Below are 24357 nucleotides of genomic sequence, written 5' to 3' on the forward strand. Positions count from 1 at the left end.
AAGAAATAAAAGATCTATTTCCTTACTTTTGCCAAATGGCAGGCATCTATATTCATGTTCCTTTTTGTAAACAAGCCTGCCATTACTGCGATTTTCATTTTAGCACTTCCTTAAAATACAAAGATGAGATGATCGGTGCCATCCACAAAGAGATAGCACTTCAAAAAAGCTATCTAAATGATCAAAAAATAGAAACCATTTATTTTGGCGGCGGCACCCCATCTTTATTAAACACCAATGAAATATCCAGATTGATAGCCACAATCCAAACCAATTTTGAGGTTGATAAAACTGCCGAGATTACTCTAGAAGCCAATCCTGATGATTTGACCATCGAAAAGCAAAAAGACTTGAGAAATACACCAATTAACAGGTTAAGTATTGGCGTTCAATCTTTTTTTGATGAGGATTTAAAATGGATGAACAGGGCGCACAAAGCTCAAGAAGCAGAAACAGCCATTAAAAGGGCACAAGATTTTGGCTTAGAGAATATCACCATAGATTTAATTTATGGCTATCCGCTTTTAAGCGATGATAAATGGAAGCATAACATTCAAAAAACTTTAGATTTCGATATTCCCCATATTTCTTCGTACGGCATCACGGTTGAGCCGCAAACAGCTTTAGCAACATTTATCAACAAGGGAAAACAAAAACCGATGGATGAGGCGCAAAGTGCTGCACAATTCCAAATTTTGATGGAAGAATTGACTTCAAATGATTTCGAACATTACGAGATTTCTAATTTCGCAAGGCCAAACCAATATTCTAAACACAATACCAATTATTGGCGTGGCGTACATTATTTGGGAGTTGGCCCTTCTGCACATTCGTTTAACGGCAATAACAGGCAATGGAATGTAGCCAATAATGCAAAATATTTGGCCGAAATGTTAAAGGGACAAATCCCCTTCGAGGTAGAAAAACTAACCTTAGAAAATAAATATAACGAATACATCATGACAAGCATACGCACACTATGGGGAATAGATTTATCAAAAATTACAGAGAACTTTGGGGCAGATCAAAAAAATAATTTAATGGCTTGCGCCGAGGAATATTTGGATAAAAATTGGTTGGCTTTGGCCGATGAAAAATTGATTTTAACGCATAAAGGAAAACTTTACGCAGATTTGATTGCATCAGAATTATTTATTTCAGAAAATGGATTTCAAGAATAAAATTGTTTGGATCACGGGCGCTTCTTCTGGTATAGGCGAAGCTTTGGTTTATTTATTAAACCAAACAGGGGCAAAATTGATCATATCATCAAGAAGAGCAGATGCACTTTACCAAGTAAAGCAAAAGTGCAAGAAAAACCCCTTAGATGTACATGTTTTGCCATTGGATCTAGAGCAAACCGAAACACTTTTTACTAAAGCAGATGACGCTTGGAAAATATACGGCAAAATTGATATTTTGATCAATGCGGGTGGAATTAGCCAACGCAGCACCGTTTTAGAAACAGAAAGTGCCGTTGAGCAAAAAATAATGAACATCAATTATTGGGGCACCGTAAATTTAAGCAAGGCATTGCTACCAAAGATGATAGAAAAAGGCAGTGGTAACTTAGTGGTTTTAAGCTCGATAGTTGGGAAGTTCGGCACACAATTCCGCAGTAGTTATGCCGCCTCTAAACATGCTTTAGAAGGTTATTTTGATTCTTTACGTTGCGAAGTTTTTGATAAAGGAATTCATGTAAATATTATTTGCCCGGGTTTTATAAAAACCAATATCACCATTAATTCTGTTACAGAAAACGGCAAAAAATATGGAAAGATGGATCAAAACCAAGAAAACGGGATGACGGCTAGTGATTGTGCCCAACAGATTTTAAAAGCAATAGATAAAAACAAAGAAGAGGTTTTGATAGGGGGTAAAGAAACTTATGGCGTTTATCTGAAGCGATTTGCCCCGGGCTATTTTTCTAAAATGATCAGAAAGCGGAAGGTTGTTTAAGCGTTGAATTCCACCAATCTTAAATGATCTAATTTTGGGTGTAAACGGGCTTTCTATTTATTGAAAAAAATATTGATCGTGTTGGGTAATAACTACAAATCGCATTTTTTTATTAAATCCAATACTTCTTTTTTTGTGATTGAATCCTCTTCTGATTTATTTAAAATGGTAATTAATTGGATAGTAATAGAATTCGCTTCTTCATTAATTAAATAAGTTATAATTCTAAATCCACCGCTTGTCCCTTTCCCTTTTGATGTATCCGCTAATCTTATTTTATAAATATTAGATCCATAATTAACGCCTAAATAAGGATTTTCTAGAAGCTGATCTTCTAATTTTAACAAGCTAATAGAAAGTGTTTTGTGTTTTTTTAGTAATGATTTTACTTTACGTTTGAATACAGAGGTTGCTAAAACCTTATTTGCCATTTAAAATTTCTTTAAGTGTGTAGCCTTCTTTTTTACCATCCCTTATTTGTTTAGCTTCTAAAAAAGCTTCCTCTAAATCTTTTAAAACGGTAAGTTTGTTTACTTCTTTCTCTGAAATAATTTCTCCGCCAATTTCTTCAATAAACTTCTTAACAGTACTTTTTAAGTTATTGGGTATGTTAGCTATTATAGTAGTCATAATCAAAAATAAGAATCTATTTCCAATTAACATTAACAAATTGTTAAACTTAATATTTTTTCATTTTTCTAAAATCCAAGCTTAATTTTTCTGCGTTAATCATCCCAAATAAAGAAAACTAAAAAAATGAAAAAATTATTCGTAGCAGCATTTGCCTTAGTAGCTATCGCATTCGCACCTCAAGCTTTCGCACAAAAAATGTCTAACCCAATGGTAGGTGGTGCAGAAATGTACCCAACTAAAGATATTGTTGATAATGCGGTAAATTCTAAAGATCATACCACTTTGGTTGCGGCCGTTAAAGCTGCCGGTTTGGTAGAAACCTTAAAAAGTGCTGGGCCATTTACGGTATTTGCACCAACAAACGAAGCCTTTGATAAATTGCCTGCAGGTACAGTTGCAACTTTAGTAAAGCCAGAAAACAAAGCTTTGTTAACTAAAATTTTAACCTACCACGTTTTATCTGGTAAATACAGTGCAAAAGATATTATGGCTGCCATTAAAAAAGGAAACGGAAAAGCAACTTTTAAAACTGTACAAGGTGAGGATTTATACGCATCAATGGATGGTAAAAAAGTTAAACTTTGGGATGCTAAGGGTGGTACTGCTTACGTTACTATTGCAGATGTAAACCAAAAAAATGGTGTTATACACGTAATCGATTCGGTTTTGATGCCAAAGTAATTAAGGTTGACAATTAATTTTAAGAACCGGTTTCTGATTAGGAACCGGTTTTTTTTTTGTTCAAATTTAATATTGGTTTTTCCTTAAAGTTATAAAGCTATTGATTCAAAATCTTCTTTTTTGCTATCGATATCTTATGAAATGATAAAGGATTTGTTAAACCTTTACCATCGCCCTTTCTAATCTATCATTTATGGTTTTGCCTAGGTTATTATTGGGGAAACGCTCTGCGATGATCACATCAAAACCCTTACTGTCTAGCTTATGCAGAGCGGCATATAAATTTTTTGTGGCCTCTTTTAAATCGGCAGAAGCAGAGAGTACAATTTGATGGTCTTCATTAACAGATGCTAAAGCTTTGTTAAACAACAAAAAGCCTATTTTTTTATTTGGGAATAGTTTTAAGTCGTCTAAGATATGATCTGTTAAATGAAGTAATGATCTAGGGGCATAATGTTTTAAAGCCATGCCAGGGGCTTCTGGTTTTTTTTCGTTTTTGTTGATGATTTTCACTTTTCCAACAACCGCCTCTATATCTTCTTGGGAAATAGCGCCGTACCTGTAAACGATAGGTTGTTCGCCATCAAAGCCTATAATGGTAGATTCTACGCCCGATTTACAATGGCCACCATCTAAGATAACCTTTAATTGTTTCCCAAAATAATCTTCTACATGTTTTGCAGATGTAGGGCTTATGCGGGTATATGGATTGGCGCTTGGGGCGGCCAAAGGGAATTCTAGCTGCTGCAATAGCGCAAGGGCAACCGCATGGTTGGGGATCCTTACCGCTACGGTTTTATTTCCAGACGTTATATAATCTGGTATGATCTCTTTCTTTTTTAATAAGAGCGTAAGCGGGCCGGGCCAAAATGTTTTAGCTAATTTTTGTGCCGAGGTCGGTATATCCCTTGCAATATTATCCAAACCCTCTATAGATTTAATATGCACTATCAGAGGATTAAATAATGGCCGCTTTTTAAGTTGGTATATTTTTTTTATCGCGGTTTCACTAAATATGTTTCCGGCTAGGCCATAAACTGTTTCTGTAGGGAAACCAATTATATCATCGTTATTTAAAACCGCTATCGCTTTTTTTAGATCAGTACTTATCATCATGATAATTTTGGTAAAAATTAGGCAAAAATCTTAAAATCAAAGCATCATTTTTTATTTATATTTGTTATGCTTTCAATAAAATGTATTTATGAATTATACGTTACACCAATTACAGGTATTCTTAAAAATAACCCAAACAAAAAGCATCACAAAAGCGGCCGAAGAATTGCATTTAACGCAGCCGGCGGTTTCTATACAGCTCAAAAATTTACAAGATCAATTTGCCATACCGCTAACAGAGGTTGTAGGAAGACAACTTTACGTAACTGATTTTGGAAAAGAGATTGCGCAAGCAGCAGAAAACATATTGAATGAGGTTTATGCCATAAATTTTAAAACTTTGGCTTTTAAAAACCAATTAACGGGCAGGTTAAAACTATCTGTGGTTTCTACGGCTAAATATGTGATGCCTTTTTTTCTTACCAATTTTTTAAAACAAAATGAAGGTGTAGAATTGGTTATGGATGTAACCAATAAAGCTAAAGTGATAGAAAGCATAGAGAAAAATGAAGTTGATTTTTCTTTGGTTTCTATATTACCAGAGCAATTAAAAATAGAGTCTGTGAGCCTAATGAAAAACCAATTGTACTTGGTTGGCAACACCGATGAGTTATTTGATAGAGAAATTTACGACATTGATGTATTAGAGCAGCTGCCATTAATTTACAGAGAGGCTGGCTCTGGCACACGTTTTACCATGGAACAATTTATTAAGGGCAACAACCTACATGTGATCAAAAAAATGGAACTAACTTCTAACGAAGCGGTTAAACAAGCTGTAATTGCTGGGTTGGGTTATTCTATTATGCCAATTATTGGTATCAAAAACGAATTAAAAAATAACGTACTTCAGATTATCCCCATCAAAAGATTCCCTATACTATCAGAGTGGAACATGATTTGGTTAAAAAACAAGAACCTATCGCCCGTAGCAAATGCTTTTTTAGAATTTGTAAAAACCAATAAAGAGCAAATTATGAGAGAAAAATTTGCCTGGGTTAATGATTATCCCAAAATAACCGGAAATTAATTTTTGGGCTGGTAAAGGTGTACATCCCTTTGTGGGAAAGGGATAGAAATACCTTCTTTATCGAACGCTTTTTTTACCTCTTCTTGTTTAGAAAGATAGATGTCCCAAAAATCGGCATTACTGGCCAAGGCCCTGCAACGTATGTTTACAGAGCTATCCCCCAAACTATCAACATAGATATAAGGCGTATCGCGGTCAAGTATTCTTTCATCGGCATAAATCACATCTTTAATAATTTGTTTTGCTTTATCAATATCATCATTGTAACCAATGCCAAAAACCCATTGCATTTTACGGGCAGGCTCTGTACTGTAATTGATGATTTTGTTATTGTAAAGATTACCGTTTGGCAAAATAATGGTCTTATTATCAAATGTTTTTAAAACCGTGTGGAAAATCTGTATTTCAGAAACAGAAGCAACCTCGCCCTGCGCCTCAATTACATCGCCCACTTTAAAGGGCTTAAAAACCAATATTAAAACGCCTCCTGCAAAATTTGCCAAACTACCTTGCAAAGCTAAGCCTATTGCCAAACCGGCCGCCCCTAAAATTGCGATGAAAGAAGTCATTTCTATTCCTAAAGTGGAGAGTACGCTAAAAATCAACAAGATCAGTAAACCGTTGTGTACTAAACTTTTTAAGAAAACAGTTAAAGAAGGGTCTATCTCTTTTTTGATCAATAAGTTACCAAATGCTTTAGATAAAAACTTAACTATTTGCCAACCAATAAAAGCAACCAATACGGCTTTCACTAATGTGATACCAAAATCTACCCCTTTTGTTGCTAAAAACACTTTTGCTTGATCTAAGAAATTCATATTTTAAAATTTGTTATCGTTAATTTTAGAATATAGTACAAAAACTCTGCAAAAAAAACAAAATTGAGGTAAATTATTAAGCTATAGAGAGGAGAGGGCCTCTAAAATGACCTTACAGGCAAGCTCAATCTCTTTTTTGTTTATGATCAAGGGCGGTGCTATGCGCAGTGCGGTATCGCAATGTAAAAACCAATCTATGATTATGCCGTTTTCTACGCATTTCTTGCTGATGGTTTCAACCTGTTCAAAAGAATCTAATTGAATGCAAAGCATTAATCCTTTACCTCTTATCTCTTTGATTTTTGGATGGGTTAGCAAAGACCTAAAAAGTTTTTCTTTTTCTTCAACATGAGCTATTAAATTTTCTGATAAGATTGTTTCTAAAGTGGCTAAACCTGCCGCACAACTTACCGGGTGGCCGCCAAAAGTGGTAATATGCCCTAAAATGGGATTGTCTTTTAGCACATCCATAATACTTTTTGAAGCTATAAAAGCACCTATCGGCATTCCGCCTCCCATACCTTTGGCCATTAACAAAATATCTGGTATTACCCCAAAATTCTCGAAAGCAAATAATTTTCCGGTTCTGCCAAAACCAGTTTGTATCTCGTCAAAAATCAATAAAGCACCTGTTTCATTGCATTTCTTACGAAGTGCTTTTAGGTAATCTTTATCAGGCACTCTTACCCCCGCTTCACCTTGTATGGTTTCTAAAATAACGGCGGCAGTTTGGCGGGTAATAATGTCTAAATCGGCGTAAGCATTAAGTTTGATAAAACTAATATCTGGCAAAAGCGGACGATAAGCTTGCTTATATTCTTCGTTCCCCATTACGCTTAAAGCACCTTGTGTGCTGCCGTGATAAGAGTTTTTAAAAGATACGATATGAGAACGATTGGTATATTTCTTAGCTAATTTCAATGCACCTTCCGTTGCCTCTGCCCCAGAATTTGTAAAATAAACAGATGATAAGCTTTGGGGTAAAACCGATGCCAATTTTTGTGCGTACAAAACTTGTGGAGCTTGAATATATTCGCCGTAAACAGTTACATGAAGGTATTTATCAACCTGATCTTTGATGGCCTTTACCACCTTTGGGTGCCTGTGGCCTAAATTGCTAACCGCAAAACCAGAAACAAGATCTAAATACTTTTTCCCGGCAGGGGAATACAAATAGCAACCCTCGGCCTTCTCAATTTCTAAAAGGCGTGGAAAGTCTGATGTTTGTGCAGTATTTAATAAGAATAATTGTTTGTGACTAAGCATGTGGTGCAAAGATAATGGTATTCATTTATAATGATGATTTAGCTTATCAATTTCTAATCATATCCGGTTAATCATATTTTTCGATAACTTTGTAATCTTTTGAAAGATATACTTTTGATCACTCCGCCTTTTACGCAATTAAATACGCCATACCCTGCAACGGCATATTTAAAAGGTTTTTTGAACACCAAAAACATTTCTGCATTTCAAATGGATTTGGGGATGGAAGTAATCTTAGAGATATTCTCTAAAAACGGATTGAAAGATATCTTCGATTTTTCTAAAAATGCAACACATTCTGATAACGCCAAACGGATCTTTGCCTTAAAGGACGATTACCTACAAAATATTGATGAGGTAATTTCTTTTTTACAGGGTAAGAACCAAACTTTTGCAAGGCAAATTTGCACCCACGGTTGCTTGCCGCAAGCTGCCAGGTTTAAAGCCTTAGATGATCTAGAATGGGCTTTTGGTAATATGGGTGTGCAAGATAAGGCAAAGCATTTGGCAACTTTGTTTTTAGAAGATATATCTGATTATATCATTGAATGTGTTGATGAGAACTTTGGCTTTAGCCGATATGCCGAACGTTTGGGCAGAAGCGCAAACCAATTTGACGAACTTTACGAAGCTTTAAAGCAACCACCAACTTATATAGATCAGATCACTTTAGGTTTATTGGATAAAACCATCCGAACCGTTAATCCAAAACTGATTTGTTTTTCTGTTCCTTTTCCAGGGAATTTATACAGTGCCTTTAGAAGCGCAAAAAATATCAAAGCAAAATTCCCAACTATCAAAATTGCAATGGGTGGTGGTTTTCCAAATACAGAATTAAGGGGTTTAAAAGATAAAAGGGTATTTGAGTTTTTCGATTATATCACTTTAGACGACGGTGAGCTACCCATTGAGCTTCTGGTAGAATCTTTATCAAAACCTATTGAAACGCATCTGTTTAAAAGAACTTTTTTAATGGAAGAGGGAGAGGTTTTTTATAACAACCTTTCGTTAAGAAAAGATTATAAACAAAGCGAATTGGGTACCCCAGATTATTCTGATTTACCGCTCAATAGTTATATTTCTGTTATAGAGTTGGCAAACCCAATGCACAGTTTATGGAGCGATGGCCGTTGGAACAAGCTTACCATGGCACATGGTTGCTATTGGGGCAAATGTACTTTTTGCGATGTTTCTTTAGATTATATCAAACTTTATGAACCTATTGCGGTCAGTTTATTGGTTGATAGGATGCAAGAAATTATTGCCCAAACCAAAGAAAATGGTTTTCATTTTGTAGATGAAGCTGCGCCACCCGCCTTAATGAAATCTTTGGCCATTGAAATCATCAAAAGAAAGTTAAAGGTTACGTGGTGGACAAACATCCGGTTTGAGAAAAGCTTTACCAAAGATTTATGCGTTTTATTAAAAAATTCTGGCTGTATTGCGGTTTCTGGAGGTTTAGAGGTTGCTTCTGATCGGTTATTGGCCTTGATACAAAAAGGGGTAACGGTTAAACAAGTTGCCCAAGTTACCAACCATTTTACCGAAACCGGGATAATGGTGCATGCTTATTTAATGTATGGCTATCCTACGCAAACGGTGCAAGAAACGGTAGATAGTTTAGAAATGGTAAGGCAAATGTTTGAGTTGGAAATCCTACAATCGGGTTTTTGGCACCAATTTGCTTTAACGGCCCATAGCCCGGTTGGTTTAAGCCCTGCAGAATATGGGATAATCCCCGAGCAACAACCCATCGGCTTTGCCCATAACGATATACAATTTAAAGATAAAACGGGCATCCACCATGATAAATTCAGTTACGGATTAAAAAAATCGCTCTTCAATTATATGCATGGGATCTGTTTTGATTTGCCCCTACAAGAATGGTTCGATTTTAAGATTCCAAAAACTACCATTAATAAAAACTTTATAGAAAATTCTTTAATCTTGGATGATAATTTGGGTACAAAACCCAACTCCAAAGTTGTTTGGCTGGGCAATGATCCAGAAGCAAGCTATTTTACAAAATCTAAGAAAGGGAATTCTTGGGAAATGATCCAGCTCATTTTTAATGATAAGAGAGCCAGTTTTGAGATAGCTTTGGATAAAGACAAAGGAGATTGGCTGGTAAAAGCTTTAGAGAAACTATCTGTTTACCAAGAAAACCATTTAACATTTCATCAGCTTAAAGCTGATTTTGAGAGCGACTTAGAAAATTTCGAGTTGTTTTGGCATTCAAAACCTATTAAGGTTTTGAGAGAAAACGGATTGTTGCTTTTATAGTTTTAAACAATCCCCATTCTGTTAGAATCGAGTTTGATCAAGGTAAAAAGCAAGATCGTAAAGCTCAACAAGGATGATCCACCATAACTTATGAACGGAAGCGGGATACCGATTACCGGCATCAAGCCAATTGTCATGGCAATGTTCACAAAAAAATGGCAAAAGATAATGCAGGCAACGGCATATCCATAAATTCTGCCAAAGGGCGCCCTTTGCCTTTCTGCTATATGAATGATGCGCAACAGTAAGAAAACGTATAATCCGATCACTATAAAGCTTCCTATAAAGCCCCACTCTTCGCCAACGGTGCAAAATATAAAATCTGTACTTTGTTCTGGCACAAAATCGAACTTTGTTTGAGTGCCTTGCAAATACCCCTTGCCGATTAAGCCACCAGAACCGATAGCTATTTTAGATTGGTTAACATTGTAACCAACGCCTCTTAAATCGCTTACTTTCCCCAAAATTAGATCTATCCTTACTTTTTGGTGAGGTTTAAGAATATGGTTGTAAACAAAATCTACACTAAAAACAAACAGCAGGGAAAGTATAAGGCCAGATAAAAACACGGTTATCATTTTCCTGTTTTTTCTAAATTGATAGGATAAAAAAGCAACCAGAAGCACCATAACCATGATGATGTATAGTTTTGGATAGAGCAGGGTAAGTATAAAAAGCAGCACCATTATAAAGCCGCCGATCAAAAAATACGGCGATAAACCTTCGCGGTAAAGCACAAAAATTAATGATATAAACACCAAGGCAGATCCTGCATCGGGCTGTAATATGATGAGCAATATAGGGAAACCTAAAACGGCCAAAGTTGGCAATAAGGTTTTAAGTTCTGATATTTTGGTGTTTACAACGCCTAATTGCCTTGCCAAAAGCAGGCTTGTTGCCCATTTTGCAAATTCTGAGGGTTGAAGCCTAAAGCTCCCGATCGGTATCCAAGCTTGGTTTCCTCCCACATTTCTCCCAACTACCAAAACCGCCATTAACAGTAAAATGGTTATCCCATAAAAAACAGGCGAAAACGTAAAGAAGAATTTAGAATCTAGCAATAAAATAGCAATTGCAACAATTAGGGCAACTATTATATAGATGAGTTGTTTACCAGAATTACTTGTTAGGTTGATGATGGATTCATCTGCATTATAAACAGCCGCATGAATGTTAAACCATCCAATAGCCATTAAGCAAATGTAAAGGAATATGGTAATGTAGTCCACGTTAAAGAAAAAACTTCTGTTTTGGTTGCTCATCTTATTTAGTGGATGGTTTGCTTTATGATAGAAACGGGTTTTGTGCTTTCCATTTTAATAGGGATGATGGTATCTTTTTTAACCGATGGTTTGTTATACAGTTTTTTTTGCCCCGGCAAGAGGTTTGCATTAAGTAACCTATCCATATAATATTTTGGCCGGGTAATGCTGTCCCTCAAATATTTCTCTATCATTAAGCTTGCGATAGGGGCACTCCATGTTGCACCATAGCCTGCGTTTTCTACCACAACGGCTATCGCAATTTTAGGGTTTTCCCTAGGTGCAAAAGCTACAAAAACCGAGTGATTATCGCCATGGGGGTTTTGTACCGTACCTGTTTTGCCACAAATCTCTATATCGTTTATTTTAGCATTGTATGCTGTACCGTTTGGGGCATTTACCACATTGCTCATCCCTTGTATCACAGGATCGAAATATTTAGCTTCTATACCGGCATCGTTTCTTATGGTATATTCTTCTTTGATTATTTTTTTATCGCCTATGGCTTTAATTAGATGTGGTTTATAGTAAAAACCCCTATTTGCAACAATAGCCATTACGTTTGCCATTTGCAATGGTGTGATCCCCAGCTCTCCTTGCCCAATGGATAAAGAAATGTTAAAGCTCGATGTCCATTTATCGTTTTTAAATCGTTTGGTATAATAATCGGCAGTTGGTATCAAACCGTTTCTTTCTGCGGGCAGATCAATACCTAAGGCATTGCCGATCCCAAATTTCATTACCATGTTTCGCCACCTTGTGTAGGCATTTACAGGCCTTAGCCCAGAGTGGTCTATCATTCTGCTAAAGGTATTACCGTAATAGGTATTGCAAGATTCTTCTATAGATTGTTCTAAATTTATGGTTCCATGTACGTGAGTACAGCCCATCCAACCGTTTCTACCGTATTTATAGCCTCCGGGGCAATTAAAATAAGTGTTTGCATCTATAACGCCCATTTCTTGGGCAACAAGTGCGTTAATTACTTTAAAGATAGATCCAGGAGGGTATTCTGCCTGTATTGGCCTAATGAACATGGGTTTAAATGGGTTGTTCAACAATTTCATGTAATTGTTACCTCTTTCACGGCCAACCATCATGTTGGGATCATACCCAGGGCTACTAATGGAAGCTAAAATTTCTCCGGTTGATGGTTCTATGGCTACTATACTGCCAATTTTGTTAACCATCAAACTTTCGCCGAACATTTGCAGCTTTTTATCTAAAGATGATATGAGGTTATCTCCGGCAACGGCGGTTGTATCGTATTTTCCATCAAAAAAACTCCCTTGATCACGGTTGTGAACATCAACCATGATGTTTCTTACTCCTCTTTGCCCACGTAGAAGCTCTTCATAAGATTTTTCTATCCCCGTTTTACCAATGTAATCTCCTTGGCTGTAAAAACCATCGTACTTTTTTATCTCTCTATCATTCACTTCCCCAATGTAACCAAGAAATTGCGCAGCGGTAGAGTCTGGATAAAACCTTACCGATCTGTTTTGCACATAAAAACCCGGGTATTCAAAAAGTTTCTCTTGAAAAGCGGCGTATGTTACCGCAGATAATTGTTTTTGAAACAGAGAAGCCCTGTATAACGAATAGTTTTTGGCTTTTTTAAAGGCTTTGTCAAAAGCTGGTTTAGAAATCTTTATCAGTTTACAAAATTCTAAGGTATCCATTTCTTCAACCTGCCCAGGGATAACCATCAAATCATAAACGGGTTCGTTTTGTACTAAAACTTTACTAAATCTATCCAAAATAACTCCTCTAGCGGGATAGATGACCAATTTTCTCAATACATTATTATCGGCCGATAGCTTATAACGATCATCAACAACCTGGATGTAGTAAAGCCTGCCTAAGAGGATGAGCGCAACTAAAATGAAAATTCCTTGGATGATATACCGGCGTTTGAAAAAGCTGTTCATTTACGTTGTTTCTTTCTAAAGAAAACCAATTCTGTGATAAAAATTAAAACCAATGTAAATAATGAACTAATTAAAACCCGGCTTAGTATGTTCGGGATCTCAGAAAATTTGAAAACCTCAAAATTTAAAAGAAAAAAATGATGGATCAGCGTTAAAATGAGCGCATAAAAGAAAAACCATCTAAATCCCATTATTCCTAATGTTGGTTCGGGATCACTATCATAATTATCTTCTTGTACGGTTACCCTAATGATCACTGTTCTAAAAAAAGCCATAATCACACAGGCAGTGGCATGTAAACCTAAAGTATCGCTAAATAGATCCACAGAAATCCCTATCAAGAATGCCAGTAAAAATAACAGCCAATTTGGTGTTTCAAACGGGAGTAAGAGGATAAATAAAATATAGAGATAAGGAACGTTTAAACCATAAATTACCATGTTCTTTAATAAAAACACCTGTATCGCAACCAATACCACAAAGCGTAAAATATTTACTAATATCCTAATCATTAACGCTCTCCTTATTATCCAACTCTAGATCTTGTTGTTCTGTTTGGAAATTGTTCTTTATAACATATACATATTCTAGCGCATAAAAATTGGTAGAAAGCTTTACAGAAATATCTAAAAAACTTCCTCCGCCCTTTACGCCAGCTTTTTCTACCGTACCTATCAATATCCCCTTAGGGAAAATAACGCCTAAGCCAGATGTTACCACCTTTGCTTTAGGTTTTAGATTAAGTTGGTTGGGGATGTCTGTTAATGTTACCAAGCTTGGGTCTTTTCCTTCCCAGATTAAAGGCCCAAAATAAGGTGTGCCCTCAATTGATGATGTTATCCTGGTGTCTTCATGCAAAATGGATTGTATGGATGAAAAGTTTTCTGATACGTTCCAAACAATGCCAACCACACCATTTGGCCCAATTACGCCCATTCCTTTTTTTATTCCTTCTTTGCTTCCCCTGTTTATTGTGATATAGTTGTTTCTTGCTGTAATGGATTTATTGACAACTTCGGCCAAAATATACTGGTATTTTACTTTGTTAATGGTATCATCAACTGTTTTTGTTATCAGGCTATCATCCAAAAAAGAAGACTTTAATTGGTTTCTCAAATGTGCATTCTCTTTGGCCAAACTATCATTTACCAAAGAGAGGTTTAGGTATTTATTTATGATGTTTACTTTTTGATAAATACTGCCAATTACCTCGTTTGAACTGTTATAAACACTTGCCCTCTGGAAATCGTTGTTTTTTACCAAAAGCGTGATGGAAATTACCAGGTAAATGATCAAAAAGAAAAAGGCGTTAAACTTACTGATGAACCTCCAAAGATTTAACATTGTTTATTAAATATTTTTGAAGTGTGAATAATCAATGGATTTAAAATGCACCTTAAATCATTTGAAGATTTATTCTTAAATATTTGATTTTTAATGATTTGAAATTTAATATTCATGTAAGGTGTTGGTCATTATCACATATTTACTATGCTTTTTTGATCGTTGCAAAGATATAGAAAATAGATTAAGAATATAAATTGCATCATACTCCAAACCACTTATTAATAGCAACAATTTATTATTTCTTAACTACTTCCCCCTCTTTCTTAGCGCCCAACAAACCTAAGCTCATTACAATGCTAGTAGCTAAAATAATCAAGAAGAGTAAACCGGTTTCTACGCCGTTTATCCTCATTTCTTTTGGTAAATTGTAAAATAATAAAATGCTGATCAGCCCTCTTGGCGTGATAAAAACAGAAGGGGAGAGCGGCATTTTGGCAACAAATTTTAGATAAAGCAGCCTGATGAGGTAAATTGCCCCTAAAATTAGCAAACCATATTGTATCAAGGTAAAATCTTGAAACTGCTCTATAATAATGGTAAACCCAAATATCACGAAGAAAAAAGTACGGATGATAAAGGCACTTTCTGCAGAGAGTTGATGTAGTTGTACTAAATCTTTAGAGATATTAGGGTAGATAAAATATTTTCTGAAAAACGGAATTCTAATTTCGTCTGCATTATTTAAGAATAGGCCAAAAGCCAAAACAATGATCAAGGCAGATAAATGGAAACTTTGCCCGATGGCATAAACCAAAACCAAAATAGAGATGATGAGAAAGAACTTTACATGATGGCTGATCCTACCGATAAGGTATAACAGCAGCAAACAAGAAAGCATTGCAAATAAAATGATCAACACTAGCTCTATCCCTAAATTGGTAAAGGCAGCAATATTGTAGGTATCATTGCTGATGGCAAAATTGAAAAGGATAATCCCCGCTATATCAGAAAAGGAAGATTCATAAATAACAAACTCCCTTTGTGCCTTATTGATACTACTTACAGAAGGTATGGCAATGGCCGAACTGATGATACTGAACGGGATGGCATTGATAAAACAAAGATAATAAGAATAGGAAGTAACCTGATGAAGTATGAAAGTTATTGCGGCTACGGTTACCAATAAAATAATAACCGCAGAGAAAAATGCTTTTTTGATCAGCTTATTTTTATCACTATCGTACTTTAGGTCTAATGCACCTTCAAAAACAATAAGTATAAGGCCTACGGTGCCCAAGGTGGGCAATATCTTTAAAAAATCAAATGTTTCTAATTGAAAATAGGTAACTATTTGCTTTAATCCGATCCCTAAAAAAAGCAATAATAAAACAGAGGGGATCTTTGTTTTTTTAGAAATCATGTCAAACAGGTAAGAGAAAATCACCAGTCCGCTAAGAAGTATTAATATGGTATATGTAGTCATAAAATATCTGCTACTGCAAATGCTAAGATAAACGAATTTTAGGATTATGATGCTTATATTTTGATTGCAGCAATTATCTAATGGTTATAGAATTGGATTTTAAGTAATTAATAATTAAATTATTTTCTTAAATTTGCTTACTTCACGCCGTCTGGTCTTAGAGGGCATTGTTTCTTTTTAAAAATCAAAAAAATATTATGCACTGGATAGATGCCAGCATTTTTATACTTTATATGATAAGCCTTGTTGCTATCGGTTTTCACTTCATGAGGAAAAATCAGGATGCTGATGATTATTTTGTGAGTGGAAGAAACATGACCCGCTGGCATATTGGTCTTTCTGTGGTTGCAACTGATGTTGGTGGGGGGTTTTCTATAGGTTTAGGAGGATTGGGTTTTATGACGGGGCTTTCAGGTTCTTGGATGTTATTTACCGGTTTAATTGGTGCATGGTTAAGTGCCGTTATCCTTATTCCTAAAATTTATAAGCTAGGAAGCGAGAGCAAATTCATGACTTTCCCTCAAGTTTTCAATCACTTTTTTAATAGAAAAGTTGCTTTTATTGCGGGCATTATTTCTGCAATAGGGTATTTAGGTTTTACAAGTTCGCAAATATTAGCAGGCGCAAAACTGGCTTCGGCATCTTTTGATGGATTAAGCATGACCACAGCTTTGTTGATTATGGGTGGCATTACCGTTGGCTATACTGTTTTGGGTGGTATGAAAGCAGTAATTTATACTGATACCATTCAATGGATCGTATTAATTGGCGGATTATTTTTTGTTGGTTTACCCTTAGCCTATTATGCAGTGGGCGGTTATGAAACCATTACCCAAACTTTAAGACCAGAATTTTTCTCTTTGACCAATGTATCTTGGCAAACCGTTGTTAATTGGACAGTAACCATTATCCCTATTTGGTTTGTGGGGATGACACTCTATCAGAGAATTTATGCCAGTAAAAGCGAAAAAGAAGCTAAAAAAGCTTGGTTTATAGCTGGGCTTTTTGAATGGCCAATTATGGCTTTTATGGGCGTTTTGTTAGGATTGTTTGCAAGAGTAGCAGCAGAAAATGGAATGTTTGCCGGTATTGGCTTCGCTACTGCAAATGCTATGGATCCAGAAATGGGTTTACCCTTATTATTGAAACAAATATTGCCCATTGGTTTGTTGGGCATCATGATGTCGGTTTATTTTTCTGCGATTTTATCAACGGCAGATAGTTGTTTAATGGCTGCATCAGGTAATGTTTTAACAGATATAATTTCTGTATTGAGGAAAAAGCCTTTAAACGATGGTCATCTTTTGAAGCTTTCCCAATTGTTAACTTTTGTTTTAGGTATAATAGCTATTGTTTTAGCCTCTATGATGGAAAATGTACTTAATATGATGCTTTATAGTTATGCGTTTATGGTTTCGGGTTTGTTAATTCCGTTGATAGCGGCGGTATTTTTTAAGCAAACAAACTCAAAAGCAGCTTTGATGGCAATGCTAGGCGGTGGCTTTACTACCCTATTTCTTACTTTATTTATTAAAAACCTGCCATTAGGCTTAGACCCAAACCTGTTTGGGATTACGGTGTCATTATTGTTGTTCTTCATAGGGTTAATGGTTTTCCCACAAAAAAAACCAGCCTTAAAAATTAATTAAATGGAATTTAAGATCATAAATAAATCAACAAAAGAAGATGAAAGCTTTAGCAATGATGCCATTGCATCGTTTTTAGAACTTCATTTGGGCCGTTACGGCGATAAAAAAGCCGATATTTTAAAATGTATTGCTTATGTTTTCGATAAAGGAGGTGCAATTACTTTAGCTATCGATAACCAACAGATCATTGGTGCGGTTGTGATCAACGAAACCGGGATGAAAGATTACATCCCAGAAAACATATTGGTTTATATTGCCGTACATGAAAACCAGAGAGGGAAGGGCATGGGCAGTAAATTGATGGAAAAAGCCATAGAAAATGCTAAAGGAAGCATTGCCTTGCATGTGGAGCCAGATAACCCTGCAAAAAAATTATATGAGCGTTTAGGCTTTACCAATAAGTATTTAGAAATGCGTTTAAAACGATGAATCTAGTTTTAGATCATCTTGTATCTGTAAGAAGGCACTTGCACCAAAACCCCGATATTTCTGGTTTTGAAGAAAAAACCTCGGAATTTCTTTTAACGGAATTTATAAAGTTGAACACTTCAGAAATTATTGAAAAAATAGCGGGATTTGGCTTTTTGGTAGTTTTTGATAGCAAAATTGAGGGCGATTCTTTATTATTTAGGGCAGAATTAGACGGTTTGCCTATCCAAGAAACTTCAGAACTCCCTTATAAATCTACCATAAATGGTAAAGGGCATCAATGCGGGCATGATGGGCACATGACCATTTTATTGGGGCTAGCTTTGTTTTTGACTAAACATCCCATACAAAAAGGTAAAGTAAGTTTGTTGTTTCAGCCTGCAGAAGAAACCGGAGAGGGCGCAACCGCGGTTATCACCGACAAAAAATTTGCTAATCTTAAATTTGATGAGGTTTTTGCGCTCCATAATTTGCCCGGATATGATTATGGAGCCATCGTGGTAAAAGAGAATGCTTTTACGGCCGCCGTAAAAAGCATGGTGATAAAACTAGAAGGCAAAACCGCACACGCCGCCGAACCAGAAAACGGAATTAACCCAGCTTTGGCTGTGGCCGATATTTTGCAAAAAGTAGAGGCTTTAAACTTTAACCATCCAAAGGATGATAATTTTAAACTAGCAACCCTGATCTATGTAAATATCGGAAGCATGGCTTACGGAGTCTCTGCTGCCGATGCAGAGCTACATTACACCACCAGAAGTTGGAGCAATGAAAATCTGGATGATCTGGTATCCGATATTTTAGATATTGTAGCCAGCGTTGCTGCAAATCATCGGCTTAAAGCCAAACACTTTTTCTTAGAGAATTTTTACGCAAACATTAACGATAAAAATAGTGTAGGTATAGTAAGAAAAGCAGCCGATAATTTGGGTTTGCAACTTTTAGAAAATGATTTCCCTTTTAAATGGGGAGAAGATTTTGGGTATTTCACAAAAAAATATAAAGGGTGCTTATTTGGTTTAGGTGCAGGTAAAGAGCATCCCGCACTACACCATCCCGATTATGATTTCCCCGATGAGATTATAGAAACCGGGATAAATATTTTTAAGGGCATCATCAAAGAAAGGTTAGGATAAATGTTTGAAACATCAGCTTTAAGCATCAGCAGTTCTGCATATCAAAACAATATAGCTTTTATAAAAAAGCGCTGTGGCGATGGCGTACGTTTTTGCAGCGTGGTAAAAGGGAATGCTTATGGGCATGGCCTGGTGCCTTTTGTGAAGATGGCTTATCAAAACGGAGTAGATTATTTTGCGGTTTATTCATCAGCAGAAGCTTTTGAGATAAAAAATGCACTGCCCAATGCCGATTTAATCATTATGGGGATGACGGATGAAAACTCTTTGAATTGGGCAATCTCCAATGCTGTAGAGTTTTTTATTTTCGATTTTGAAAAACTAAAATTGGCTTTAAAAATCGCTTCTCAACTAAATAAAAAAGCTAAAATCCATATAGAAGTAGAAACAGGGATGAATAGGACCGGTTTTTTAATCAGCGAATTAACTGAGGTTTTTAACTTTATAAAACAACATTCAAACTTTATTGAACTAACTGGTTTTGCAACTCATTATGCAGGTGCAGAAAGTTTGGTAAACGATTTTCGGGTTCGGGAGCAGATTAATTTATTTACCGAAGCGCAAAATCTGCTGTTACAATCGGCCTTAAAGCCCAAATATATTCATAGTGCTTGTTCTGCCGCAATGATGAACTACCCAGAAACCATCAGTAATATGGTAAGGATCGGGATCATGCAATATGGGTTTTGGCCAAATGAAGAAACCTTGATCAGGTATAACGGAAATAGTAGGGAAAATGACGGTACTTTAAACCGTTTGATGAGTTGGAGCAGTAAAGTGATGACGCTTAAACGAATAAAAAAGGGCGATTACGTGGGTTATAACACCAGTTTTCAGGCTTACGCCGATATGACTTTAGCCGTAATACCAGTTGGTTATGCTTATGGCTATAGCCGAAGTTTGAGCAACAGCGGTAAAGTTTTAATAAGAGGAGAGGAAGCACCAATTTGTGGTATCGTAAACATGAACGCACTCTGTGTAGATGTTTCTCATATTGATGATGTTAAGATTAACGATGATGTTATCTTGATTGGCTCTCAAGCAGGCAAAACCATTTCTGTGGCATCATTTGGGAATATGAGCGATCAGCTGAACTACGAATTACTTACCCGTTTACCTTATGATATCCCAAGAACAATATTAGATTAATGGCATATTTAAAATTATATAAAGAAAAACTAGCGCACAATTATTCGATGCTAGAAAAATGGTTTACAGATAATGATGTGGAGTGGGGAGTTGTGTCTAAATTATTGTGCGGCAATCAGTTATATTTGCAAGAATTGGTTAAACTTGGCGTTACCGAGTTTCATGATACCAGGATAAGCAACTTAAAGATGATCAAAAAGGTGGCACCAAAAGCCCAAACGGTTTATATCAAACCGCCCGCAAAACGGACTATCCCAAGCATTATCAAATATGCAGATGTTAGTTTTAATACTGATTATACCACAATCAAGATGCTAAGCGCAGAAGCGGTAAAGCAAAATAAAACGCATAAGATCATTATCATGATAGAAATGGGCGATCTTAGGGAAGGTGTGGTTGGCGAAAATTTGTTGGATTTTTACGATCAAGTTATCCATTCGCCAAACATAAATATTGTAGGCTTGGGCACAAACCTGAACTGTTTAAACGGCATCTTGCCATCGCAAGACAAATTGATCCAACTGAGTTTGTACAAACAATTGATAGAGGCAAAATTTAATATAAAGATCCCATGGATCTCTGGCGGAACAAGCGTAACCGTTCCGCTATTGATAAAGGAGCAATTACCAAAACAAATCAATCATTTTAGGGTGGGAGAGGTGTTGTTCTTCGGCCTCGATTTATTTACCAACCAAACCATAGTTGGGATGAACAACGATGTTTTTAGGTTATATACCGAGATTATAGAACTGTATGAAAAGCCCAAAGTGCCCTCCGGCGACCAAGGTTTTAACGTAGCCGGAGAAACACCAAATTACCCAAAAGAAGATTATGGGAAACATTCTTACAGGGCCATTTTAGATATAGGTTTGTTAGATTGCAATCCTCAATATTTGATTCCCGATGATGAAAACATTACCATAATTGAAGCAAGCTCTGATATGTTGGTGCTAGATGTGCATCAGAATGATGCGGGTTATAAAGTTGGGGATACCATCAGCTTTAAGCTAAAGTATATGGGCGTTTTAGGGATCATGAACTCTGATTATGTGGATAAGGTTTTAGAGTAGATTACATTTTTGCTTAAATATCCCTATGCTCCCCTTCGACTTCGCTCCCCTTCGACTTCGCTCAGGGGCAACACCTCCTTTAATTGTTCATTAAATTATGAGGTTTAACGTTGTTTAAAATATATTAACCTTCATCATAACAATGGTAATCAGCATGATGGAGGTGCGAGGGCAAGAGGTGTTCTGATTCAAAATCTATCTTTTCTTCAAGATCAAACCCGCTTCTTTAGCCACCACTTGGCCAGAAATTATTGAGGGGGGAACACCTGGGCCAGGAACGGTTAATTGGCCGGTATATAAAAGATTATCGATTTTTTTAGCTTTCATAGATGGTTTAAAAAAAGCTGTTTGAGATAAGGTATTTGCCAAACCGTAAGCATTTCCTTTAAAAGAGTGATAATCGTTCACAAAATCATTCATGGCGTAGCTGCGTTTTACAATTTCATGCCCACGTATGGTTTGCCCTGTGATTTTCTCAAACCTATCCATCATGATCTGATAATATTTCTCCCTCAATTCTTCGGTATCTTTTAATCCGGGAGCTAAGGGGATTAAAAAGAACAAGTTTTCTTTCCCTTCCGGAGCAGCATCTAGATCTGTTTTAGAAACACAAGAAACATAGAATAAGGGTTTACTGGGCCATTGTGGTTCTGTATAGATCTCTTTTGCGTGTTGGTCTAAATCTTCATCAAAAAATAAATTATGATGTTGTATGCCTTCAATTTTTTTATCCAAACCGATATAAAATAGTAGAGAAGAAGGCGACATTACCCTGCTGTCCCAATATTTTTTATCGTAATTCCTGTATTTTTTCTCTATCAGGTTTTGTTCTATAAAATGATAATCGCCAGCGGCAACCACAAAATCGGTTTCAAAATTACCTTTAGAGGTGATCAGTTTTTTGGCCGTTCCGTTCTCTATTTCAATCTTTTTAACTTCTGTATCGAGCATTATTTTTACACCTTGGCTTTCTGCAACCTTTACCATGGCTTTAACAATTTCATACATCCCGCCCATGGGGTACCAAGTTCCCAGGGCTAAATCTGCGTGGTTCATTAGGCTGTACATAGCCGGGATTTTTTGTGCCGTTGCACCTAAAAACAGTACCGGGAATTCTAAGAGTTGTATGAGCTTCGGATTGGTAAAATACTGGCGTACATGTTTACTCATGGGTTTCAACATGTGTATCCTTATGCTTTCTATCAATAACCTAATATCTATAAACTCGGTAATGGAGTGGGAAGGCCTAAAAACATAATCGCCCATGGCAGATTTATATTTATAAGCCGCTTGATCCATAAATTTTCTTAAACCAATGCTGCTCCCTTTTTCATATTTTTCAAAAAGAGCTTCCAATTGTTCCATATTGGCAGGGATATCCATAAAATCATCCTTGCCAAAATAAACCCTGTAACCGGGGTCTAATCTTTTTAGATCATAAAAATCGCTTACTTTTTTCCCGAACAAGGCAAAATAATTCTCAAAAACATCGGGCATCCAATACCAGCTTGGGCCCATATCAAAGGTAAAACCCTCACTTTTCCATAACCTGGCCCTGCCACCTGCTTGGTTATTTTTTTCGATGATGGTAACGCCATAACCTTGCTTTGCTAAAACCGCCGCCGCTGCCAAACCAGAAAAACCCGAACCTATGATATGTACTTTAAAATTTTGTTGCATGTTCTTAAAATCCGAAATTAAAGATTTTGTTTGTAGCTTTTGAAAACAATTTGAGCTAAAAAACCTTAATTTGCTAAAAAAACGTTTAAGCCTTTATGGATCTTTATAATGAAACCTGTTTAGAGTGCAGTAAAATCATTACCAATAAATACAGCACTTCTTTTAGCTTGGGCATAAAGGCGTTTCATCTAAGATTTCAATATCCTATTTACGCTATTTATGGCTTTGTGCGTTTTGCCGATGAAATTGTAGATACTTTTCACGATAAAGATAAGGCGTATCTTATTAAAAAATTTAGGGATGATACCCAAGAAGCCATAGAACAGAAAATAAGTTTAAATCCTGTTTTACAATCTTTTCAAATAGTAGTTAATAAATATCATATTGAGTATGAGCTGATCGATGCCTTTTTAAGATCTATGGAAATGGATTTGGATAAAACCGCCTATACCGATGAAAGCTATAAAGAATACATTTATGGATCGGCGGAAGTGATTGGTTTAATGTGTTTAAGGATATTTTGTGAGGGCGATGATGCCAATTATCAAAAATTATTGCCAAAGGCCAGGAGCTTAGGTTCGGCATTTCAAAAGATCAATTTCTTAAGGGATATCAAAGCCGATTTTGATGAAAGGGGACGCACTTATTTCCCGAAAGTAGATTTTAAGAATTTCTCTGAAAAAGATAAGCAAGAGATTGAAGCAGACATTAAGGTAGATTTTGATGATGCTTTTGAAGGCATAAAAAATTTGCCAAACGGTTCTAAATTAGGCGTTTATATTGCCTATTTGTATTACTTAGAACTATTTAAAAAGATAAAAAATACGCCCGCAAATATCATTTCTAATAAGAGGATTAGGGTTTCTGATAGCCAAAAGTTAATTTTGATGGCCCAGGCTATTGTAAAAAATAAACTAAACTATGTTTAGGTATTTCTCGTTAATGAAGATACCAAACAGCAGAAAATGAAAAATTTATTCATCATATTATTGATTACCGTTTCTAGCTCTTTATTTGCACAAGCAAGTAATCTAGATCAAATCCGTGAAGATTATATTGCATCTATTAATGATAGCGATATGGCCGATAAATTATGCAATCAATTAGAAGAAATTAAAAATCCTAGTGCTTTGATTATGGCTTATTTGGGTTCTGTACAGGCCATAAAAGCAAAACATGCTTGGAACCCGGTAAGCAAGATGAGCTATCTCAAAGAAGGTTTTGGAACTATTAACAAAGCCGTAGCAAAGGACCCCAATCAATTAGAGGTGCGTTTTTTAAGGTTTAGTCTTCAATATTATGTGCCTGCTTTTTTGGGTTACAGTAAGAATTTAATAAACGACAAGAACAAGATCATATCTATTTTAAGAAATGCCCATACCTCTAAATTAGATGTTGATGGCGATATTTTGAAAAACATGGTCAATTTTATGATCGATAGCAAAAAATGTAACGCCGAAGAGATCGCCGTTTTAAAGAAGGTATTAGTTTAAAC

23 protein-coding genes are annotated in these 24357 nt (G+C 36.0%); 12 read left to right on the plus strand and 11 right to left on the minus strand.

What is annotated here, in order from left to right; genetic code table 11:
- The first annotated feature begins 35 nt into the window (after window positions 1-35).
- Together hemW and I5M32_RS07290 are read left to right on the plus strand one after the other, a co-directional pair.
- Entirely contained in the window at window positions 36-1181 is a 1146-nt protein-coding gene (hemW, locus tag I5M32_RS07285) for a radical SAM family heme chaperone HemW (protein WP_200585532.1), read from the plus strand.
- Complete coding sequence (locus tag I5M32_RS07290; RefSeq protein ID WP_200585533.1) at window positions 1165-1959, plus strand: SDR family oxidoreductase; 795 nt, start codon at window positions 1165-1167, stop codon at window positions 1957-1959. Before hemW ends, I5M32_RS07290 begins: the two co-directional genes overlap by 17 nt.
- Before the next feature lie 92 nt (window positions 1960-2051).
- Here the strand turns inward: I5M32_RS07290 and I5M32_RS07295 are convergent, their stop codons facing one another.
- Together I5M32_RS07295 and I5M32_RS07300 are read right to left on the minus strand one after the other, a co-directional pair.
- Complete coding sequence (locus tag I5M32_RS07295; protein ID WP_200585534.1) at window positions 2052-2390, minus strand: addiction module toxin RelE; 339 nt, start codon at window positions 2388-2390, stop codon at window positions 2052-2054.
- Window positions 2380-2589 carry a hypothetical protein gene (locus tag I5M32_RS07300; RefSeq protein WP_200585535.1) on the minus strand — a complete coding sequence of 70 codons (210 nt, stop codon included), beginning with the start codon at window positions 2587-2589 and terminating at the stop codon, window positions 2380-2382. Before I5M32_RS07300 ends, I5M32_RS07295 begins: the two co-directional genes overlap by 11 nt.
- A gap of 126 nt (window positions 2590-2715) precedes the next feature.
- On the opposite strand from I5M32_RS07300, the gene I5M32_RS07305 reads away from it, so the two are divergent.
- The gene (locus tag I5M32_RS07305) at window positions 2716-3273 is read left to right on the plus strand and encodes a fasciclin domain-containing protein (protein ID WP_200585536.1); all 558 of its coding nucleotides are present in this window, start codon (window positions 2716-2718) and stop codon (window positions 3271-3273) included.
- 156 nt (window positions 3274-3429) lie between these two features.
- Here I5M32_RS07305 and I5M32_RS07310 read toward each other — a convergent pair whose 3' ends face one another.
- A complete protein-coding gene (locus tag I5M32_RS07310) occupies window positions 3430-4389 on the minus strand; it encodes an L-threonylcarbamoyladenylate synthase (protein ID WP_200585537.1) in 960 nt (319 codons plus the stop codon).
- Between the two features lie 88 nt (window positions 4390-4477).
- Between I5M32_RS07310 and I5M32_RS07315 the strand changes: the two genes are divergently transcribed.
- The gene (locus tag I5M32_RS07315; protein WP_200585538.1) at window positions 4478-5419 is read left to right on the plus strand and encodes a LysR family transcriptional regulator; all 942 of its coding nucleotides are present in this window, start codon (window positions 4478-4480) and stop codon (window positions 5417-5419) included.
- Here the strand turns inward: I5M32_RS07315 and I5M32_RS07320 are convergent.
- Both I5M32_RS07320 and I5M32_RS07325 read right to left on the minus strand, forming a co-directional pair.
- Complete coding sequence (locus I5M32_RS07320; RefSeq protein ID WP_200585539.1) at window positions 5416-6237, minus strand: mechanosensitive ion channel family protein; 822 nt, start codon at window positions 6235-6237, stop codon at window positions 5416-5418. The genes I5M32_RS07315 and I5M32_RS07320 overlap by 4 nt on opposite strands.
- A gap of 81 nt (window positions 6238-6318) precedes the next feature.
- Complete coding sequence (locus tag I5M32_RS07325) at window positions 6319-7503, minus strand: aspartate aminotransferase family protein (RefSeq protein ID WP_200585540.1); 1185 nt, start codon at window positions 7501-7503, stop codon at window positions 6319-6321.
- Window positions 7504-7602: 99 nt separating this feature from the next.
- On the opposite strand from I5M32_RS07325, the gene I5M32_RS07330 reads away from it, so the two are divergent.
- On the plus strand, window positions 7603-9786 hold the full coding sequence (locus I5M32_RS07330; RefSeq protein WP_200585541.1) for a B12-binding domain-containing radical SAM protein: 2184 nt from the start codon (window positions 7603-7605) through the stop codon (window positions 9784-9786).
- Between the two features lie 2 nt (window positions 9787-9788).
- On the opposite strand, the gene rodA is transcribed toward I5M32_RS07330, so the two are convergent.
- The 5 genes from rodA to I5M32_RS07355 all read right to left on the minus strand — a co-directional run bounded on the left by rodA (window position 9789) and on the right by I5M32_RS07355 (window position 15749).
- Window positions 9789-11048 carry a rod shape-determining protein RodA gene (gene rodA, locus I5M32_RS07335; protein ID WP_200585542.1) on the minus strand — a complete coding sequence of 420 codons (1260 nt, stop codon included), beginning with the start codon at window positions 11046-11048 and terminating at the stop codon, window positions 9789-9791.
- A 5-nt stretch (window positions 11049-11053) separates the two neighbouring features.
- Complete coding sequence (gene mrdA, locus I5M32_RS07340) at window positions 11054-12979, minus strand: penicillin-binding protein 2 (protein ID WP_200585543.1); 1926 nt, start codon at window positions 12977-12979, stop codon at window positions 11054-11056.
- Complete coding sequence (mreD, locus tag I5M32_RS07345) at window positions 12976-13491, minus strand: rod shape-determining protein MreD (RefSeq protein ID WP_200585544.1); 516 nt, start codon at window positions 13489-13491, stop codon at window positions 12976-12978. The genes mrdA and mreD overlap by 4 nt, the downstream gene beginning before the upstream one ends.
- On the minus strand, window positions 13484-14323 hold the full coding sequence (mreC, locus tag I5M32_RS07350; RefSeq protein WP_200585545.1) for a rod shape-determining protein MreC: 840 nt from the start codon (window positions 14321-14323) through the stop codon (window positions 13484-13486). Before mreC ends, mreD begins: the two co-directional genes overlap by 8 nt.
- Before the next feature lie 238 nt (window positions 14324-14561).
- The gene (locus I5M32_RS07355; RefSeq protein WP_200585546.1) at window positions 14562-15749 is read right to left on the minus strand and encodes a cation:proton antiporter; all 1188 of its coding nucleotides are present in this window, start codon (window positions 15747-15749) and stop codon (window positions 14562-14564) included.
- 197 nt (window positions 15750-15946) lie between these two features.
- On the opposite strand from I5M32_RS07355, the gene I5M32_RS07360 reads away from it, so the two are divergent.
- From I5M32_RS07360 to I5M32_RS07380, 5 genes are read left to right on the plus strand one after another with little or no spacing between them, the layout of a single operon-like run.
- Window positions 15947-17398: a sodium:solute symporter family protein gene (locus I5M32_RS07360; protein ID WP_200585547.1), complete on the plus strand. Its 1452-nt coding sequence runs from the start codon at window positions 15947-15949 to the stop codon at window positions 17396-17398.
- Entirely contained in the window at window positions 17399-17827 is a 429-nt protein-coding gene (locus I5M32_RS07365; RefSeq protein WP_200585548.1) for a GNAT family N-acetyltransferase, read from the plus strand.
- Window positions 17824-18963, plus strand: coding sequence for an amidohydrolase (locus I5M32_RS07370; RefSeq protein ID WP_200585549.1), 1140 nt, complete (start codon window positions 17824-17826; stop codon window positions 18961-18963). The genes I5M32_RS07365 and I5M32_RS07370 overlap by 4 nt, the downstream gene beginning before the upstream one ends.
- On the plus strand, window positions 18964-20112 hold the full coding sequence (gene alr / locus I5M32_RS07375; RefSeq protein ID WP_200585550.1) for an alanine racemase: 1149 nt from the start codon (window positions 18964-18966) through the stop codon (window positions 20110-20112).
- The gene (locus I5M32_RS07380; RefSeq protein WP_200585551.1) at window positions 20112-21182 is read left to right on the plus strand and encodes an alanine racemase; all 1071 of its coding nucleotides are present in this window, start codon (window positions 20112-20114) and stop codon (window positions 21180-21182) included. Before alr ends, I5M32_RS07380 begins: the two co-directional genes overlap by 1 nt.
- Window positions 21183-21377: 195 nt before the next feature.
- Here I5M32_RS07380 and I5M32_RS07385 read toward each other — a convergent pair whose 3' ends face one another.
- Entirely contained in the window at window positions 21378-22862 is a 1485-nt protein-coding gene (locus I5M32_RS07385) for a phytoene desaturase family protein (RefSeq protein ID WP_200585552.1), read from the minus strand.
- A gap of 95 nt (window positions 22863-22957) precedes the next feature.
- Between I5M32_RS07385 and I5M32_RS07390 the strand changes: the two genes are divergently transcribed.
- Together I5M32_RS07390 and I5M32_RS07395 are read left to right on the plus strand one after the other, a co-directional pair.
- Window positions 22958-23791: a phytoene/squalene synthase family protein gene (locus I5M32_RS07390; protein ID WP_200585553.1), complete on the plus strand. Its 834-nt coding sequence runs from the start codon at window positions 22958-22960 to the stop codon at window positions 23789-23791.
- Window positions 23792-23827: 36 nt separating this feature from the next.
- Window positions 23828-24355 (plus strand): hypothetical protein, encoded by a 528-nt coding sequence (locus I5M32_RS07395; RefSeq protein ID WP_200585554.1) that lies wholly within the window; start codon window positions 23828-23830, stop codon window positions 24353-24355.
- The last annotated feature ends 2 nt before the right edge of the window (window positions 24356-24357 follow it).

This window comes from Pedobacter segetis, assembly GCF_016623585.1.
Taxonomy (GTDB): domain Bacteria; phylum Bacteroidota; class Bacteroidia; order Sphingobacteriales; family Sphingobacteriaceae; genus Pseudopedobacter; species Pseudopedobacter segetis.

Excerpts from the sequence above, each read along its gene's own strand:
- hemW (WP_200585532.1), top strand. The coding sequence starts at position 36 with ATGGCAGGCATCTATATTCATGTTCCTTTTTGTAAACAAGCCTGCCAT.
- I5M32_RS07290 (WP_200585533.1), top strand. The coding sequence starts at position 1,165 with ATGGATTTCAAGAATAAAATTGTTTGGATCACGGGCGCTTCTTCTGGT.
- I5M32_RS07295 (WP_200585534.1), bottom strand. The coding sequence starts at position 2,390 with ATGGCAAATAAGGTTTTAGCAACCTCTGTATTCAAACGTAAAGTAAAA.
- I5M32_RS07300 (WP_200585535.1), bottom strand. The coding sequence starts at position 2,589 with ATGACTACTATAATAGCTAACATACCCAATAACTTAAAAAGTACTGTT.
- I5M32_RS07305 (WP_200585536.1), top strand. The coding sequence starts at position 2,716 with ATGAAAAAATTATTCGTAGCAGCATTTGCCTTAGTAGCTATCGCATTC.
- I5M32_RS07310 (WP_200585537.1), bottom strand. The coding sequence starts at position 4,389 with ATGATGATAAGTACTGATCTAAAAAAAGCGATAGCGGTTTTAAATAAC.
- I5M32_RS07315 (WP_200585538.1), top strand. The coding sequence starts at position 4,478 with ATGAATTATACGTTACACCAATTACAGGTATTCTTAAAAATAACCCAA.
- I5M32_RS07320 (WP_200585539.1), bottom strand. The coding sequence starts at position 6,237 with ATGAATTTCTTAGATCAAGCAAAAGTGTTTTTAGCAACAAAAGGGGTA.
- I5M32_RS07325 (WP_200585540.1), bottom strand. The coding sequence starts at position 7,503 with ATGCTTAGTCACAAACAATTATTCTTATTAAATACTGCACAAACATCA.
- rodA (WP_200585542.1), bottom strand. The coding sequence starts at position 11,048 with ATGAGCAACCAAAACAGAAGTTTTTTCTTTAACGTGGACTACATTACC.
- mrdA (WP_200585543.1), bottom strand. The coding sequence starts at position 12,979 with ATGAACAGCTTTTTCAAACGCCGGTATATCATCCAAGGAATTTTCATT.
- mreD (WP_200585544.1), bottom strand. The coding sequence starts at position 13,491 with ATGATTAGGATATTAGTAAATATTTTACGCTTTGTGGTATTGGTTGCG.
- mreC (WP_200585545.1), bottom strand. The coding sequence starts at position 14,323 with ATGTTAAATCTTTGGAGGTTCATCAGTAAGTTTAACGCCTTTTTCTTT.
- I5M32_RS07355 (WP_200585546.1), bottom strand. The coding sequence starts at position 15,749 with ATGACTACATATACCATATTAATACTTCTTAGCGGACTGGTGATTTTC.
- I5M32_RS07360 (WP_200585547.1), top strand. The coding sequence starts at position 15,947 with ATGCACTGGATAGATGCCAGCATTTTTATACTTTATATGATAAGCCTT.
- I5M32_RS07365 (WP_200585548.1), top strand. The coding sequence starts at position 17,399 with ATGGAATTTAAGATCATAAATAAATCAACAAAAGAAGATGAAAGCTTT.
- I5M32_RS07370 (WP_200585549.1), top strand. The coding sequence starts at position 17,824 with ATGAATCTAGTTTTAGATCATCTTGTATCTGTAAGAAGGCACTTGCAC.
- alr (WP_200585550.1), top strand. The coding sequence starts at position 18,964 with ATGTTTGAAACATCAGCTTTAAGCATCAGCAGTTCTGCATATCAAAAC.
- I5M32_RS07380 (WP_200585551.1), top strand. The coding sequence starts at position 20,112 with ATGGCATATTTAAAATTATATAAAGAAAAACTAGCGCACAATTATTCG.
- I5M32_RS07385 (WP_200585552.1), bottom strand. The coding sequence starts at position 22,862 with ATGCAACAAAATTTTAAAGTACATATCATAGGTTCGGGTTTTTCTGGT.
- I5M32_RS07390 (WP_200585553.1), top strand. The coding sequence starts at position 22,958 with ATGGATCTTTATAATGAAACCTGTTTAGAGTGCAGTAAAATCATTACC.
- I5M32_RS07395 (WP_200585554.1), top strand. The coding sequence starts at position 23,828 with ATGAAAAATTTATTCATCATATTATTGATTACCGTTTCTAGCTCTTTA.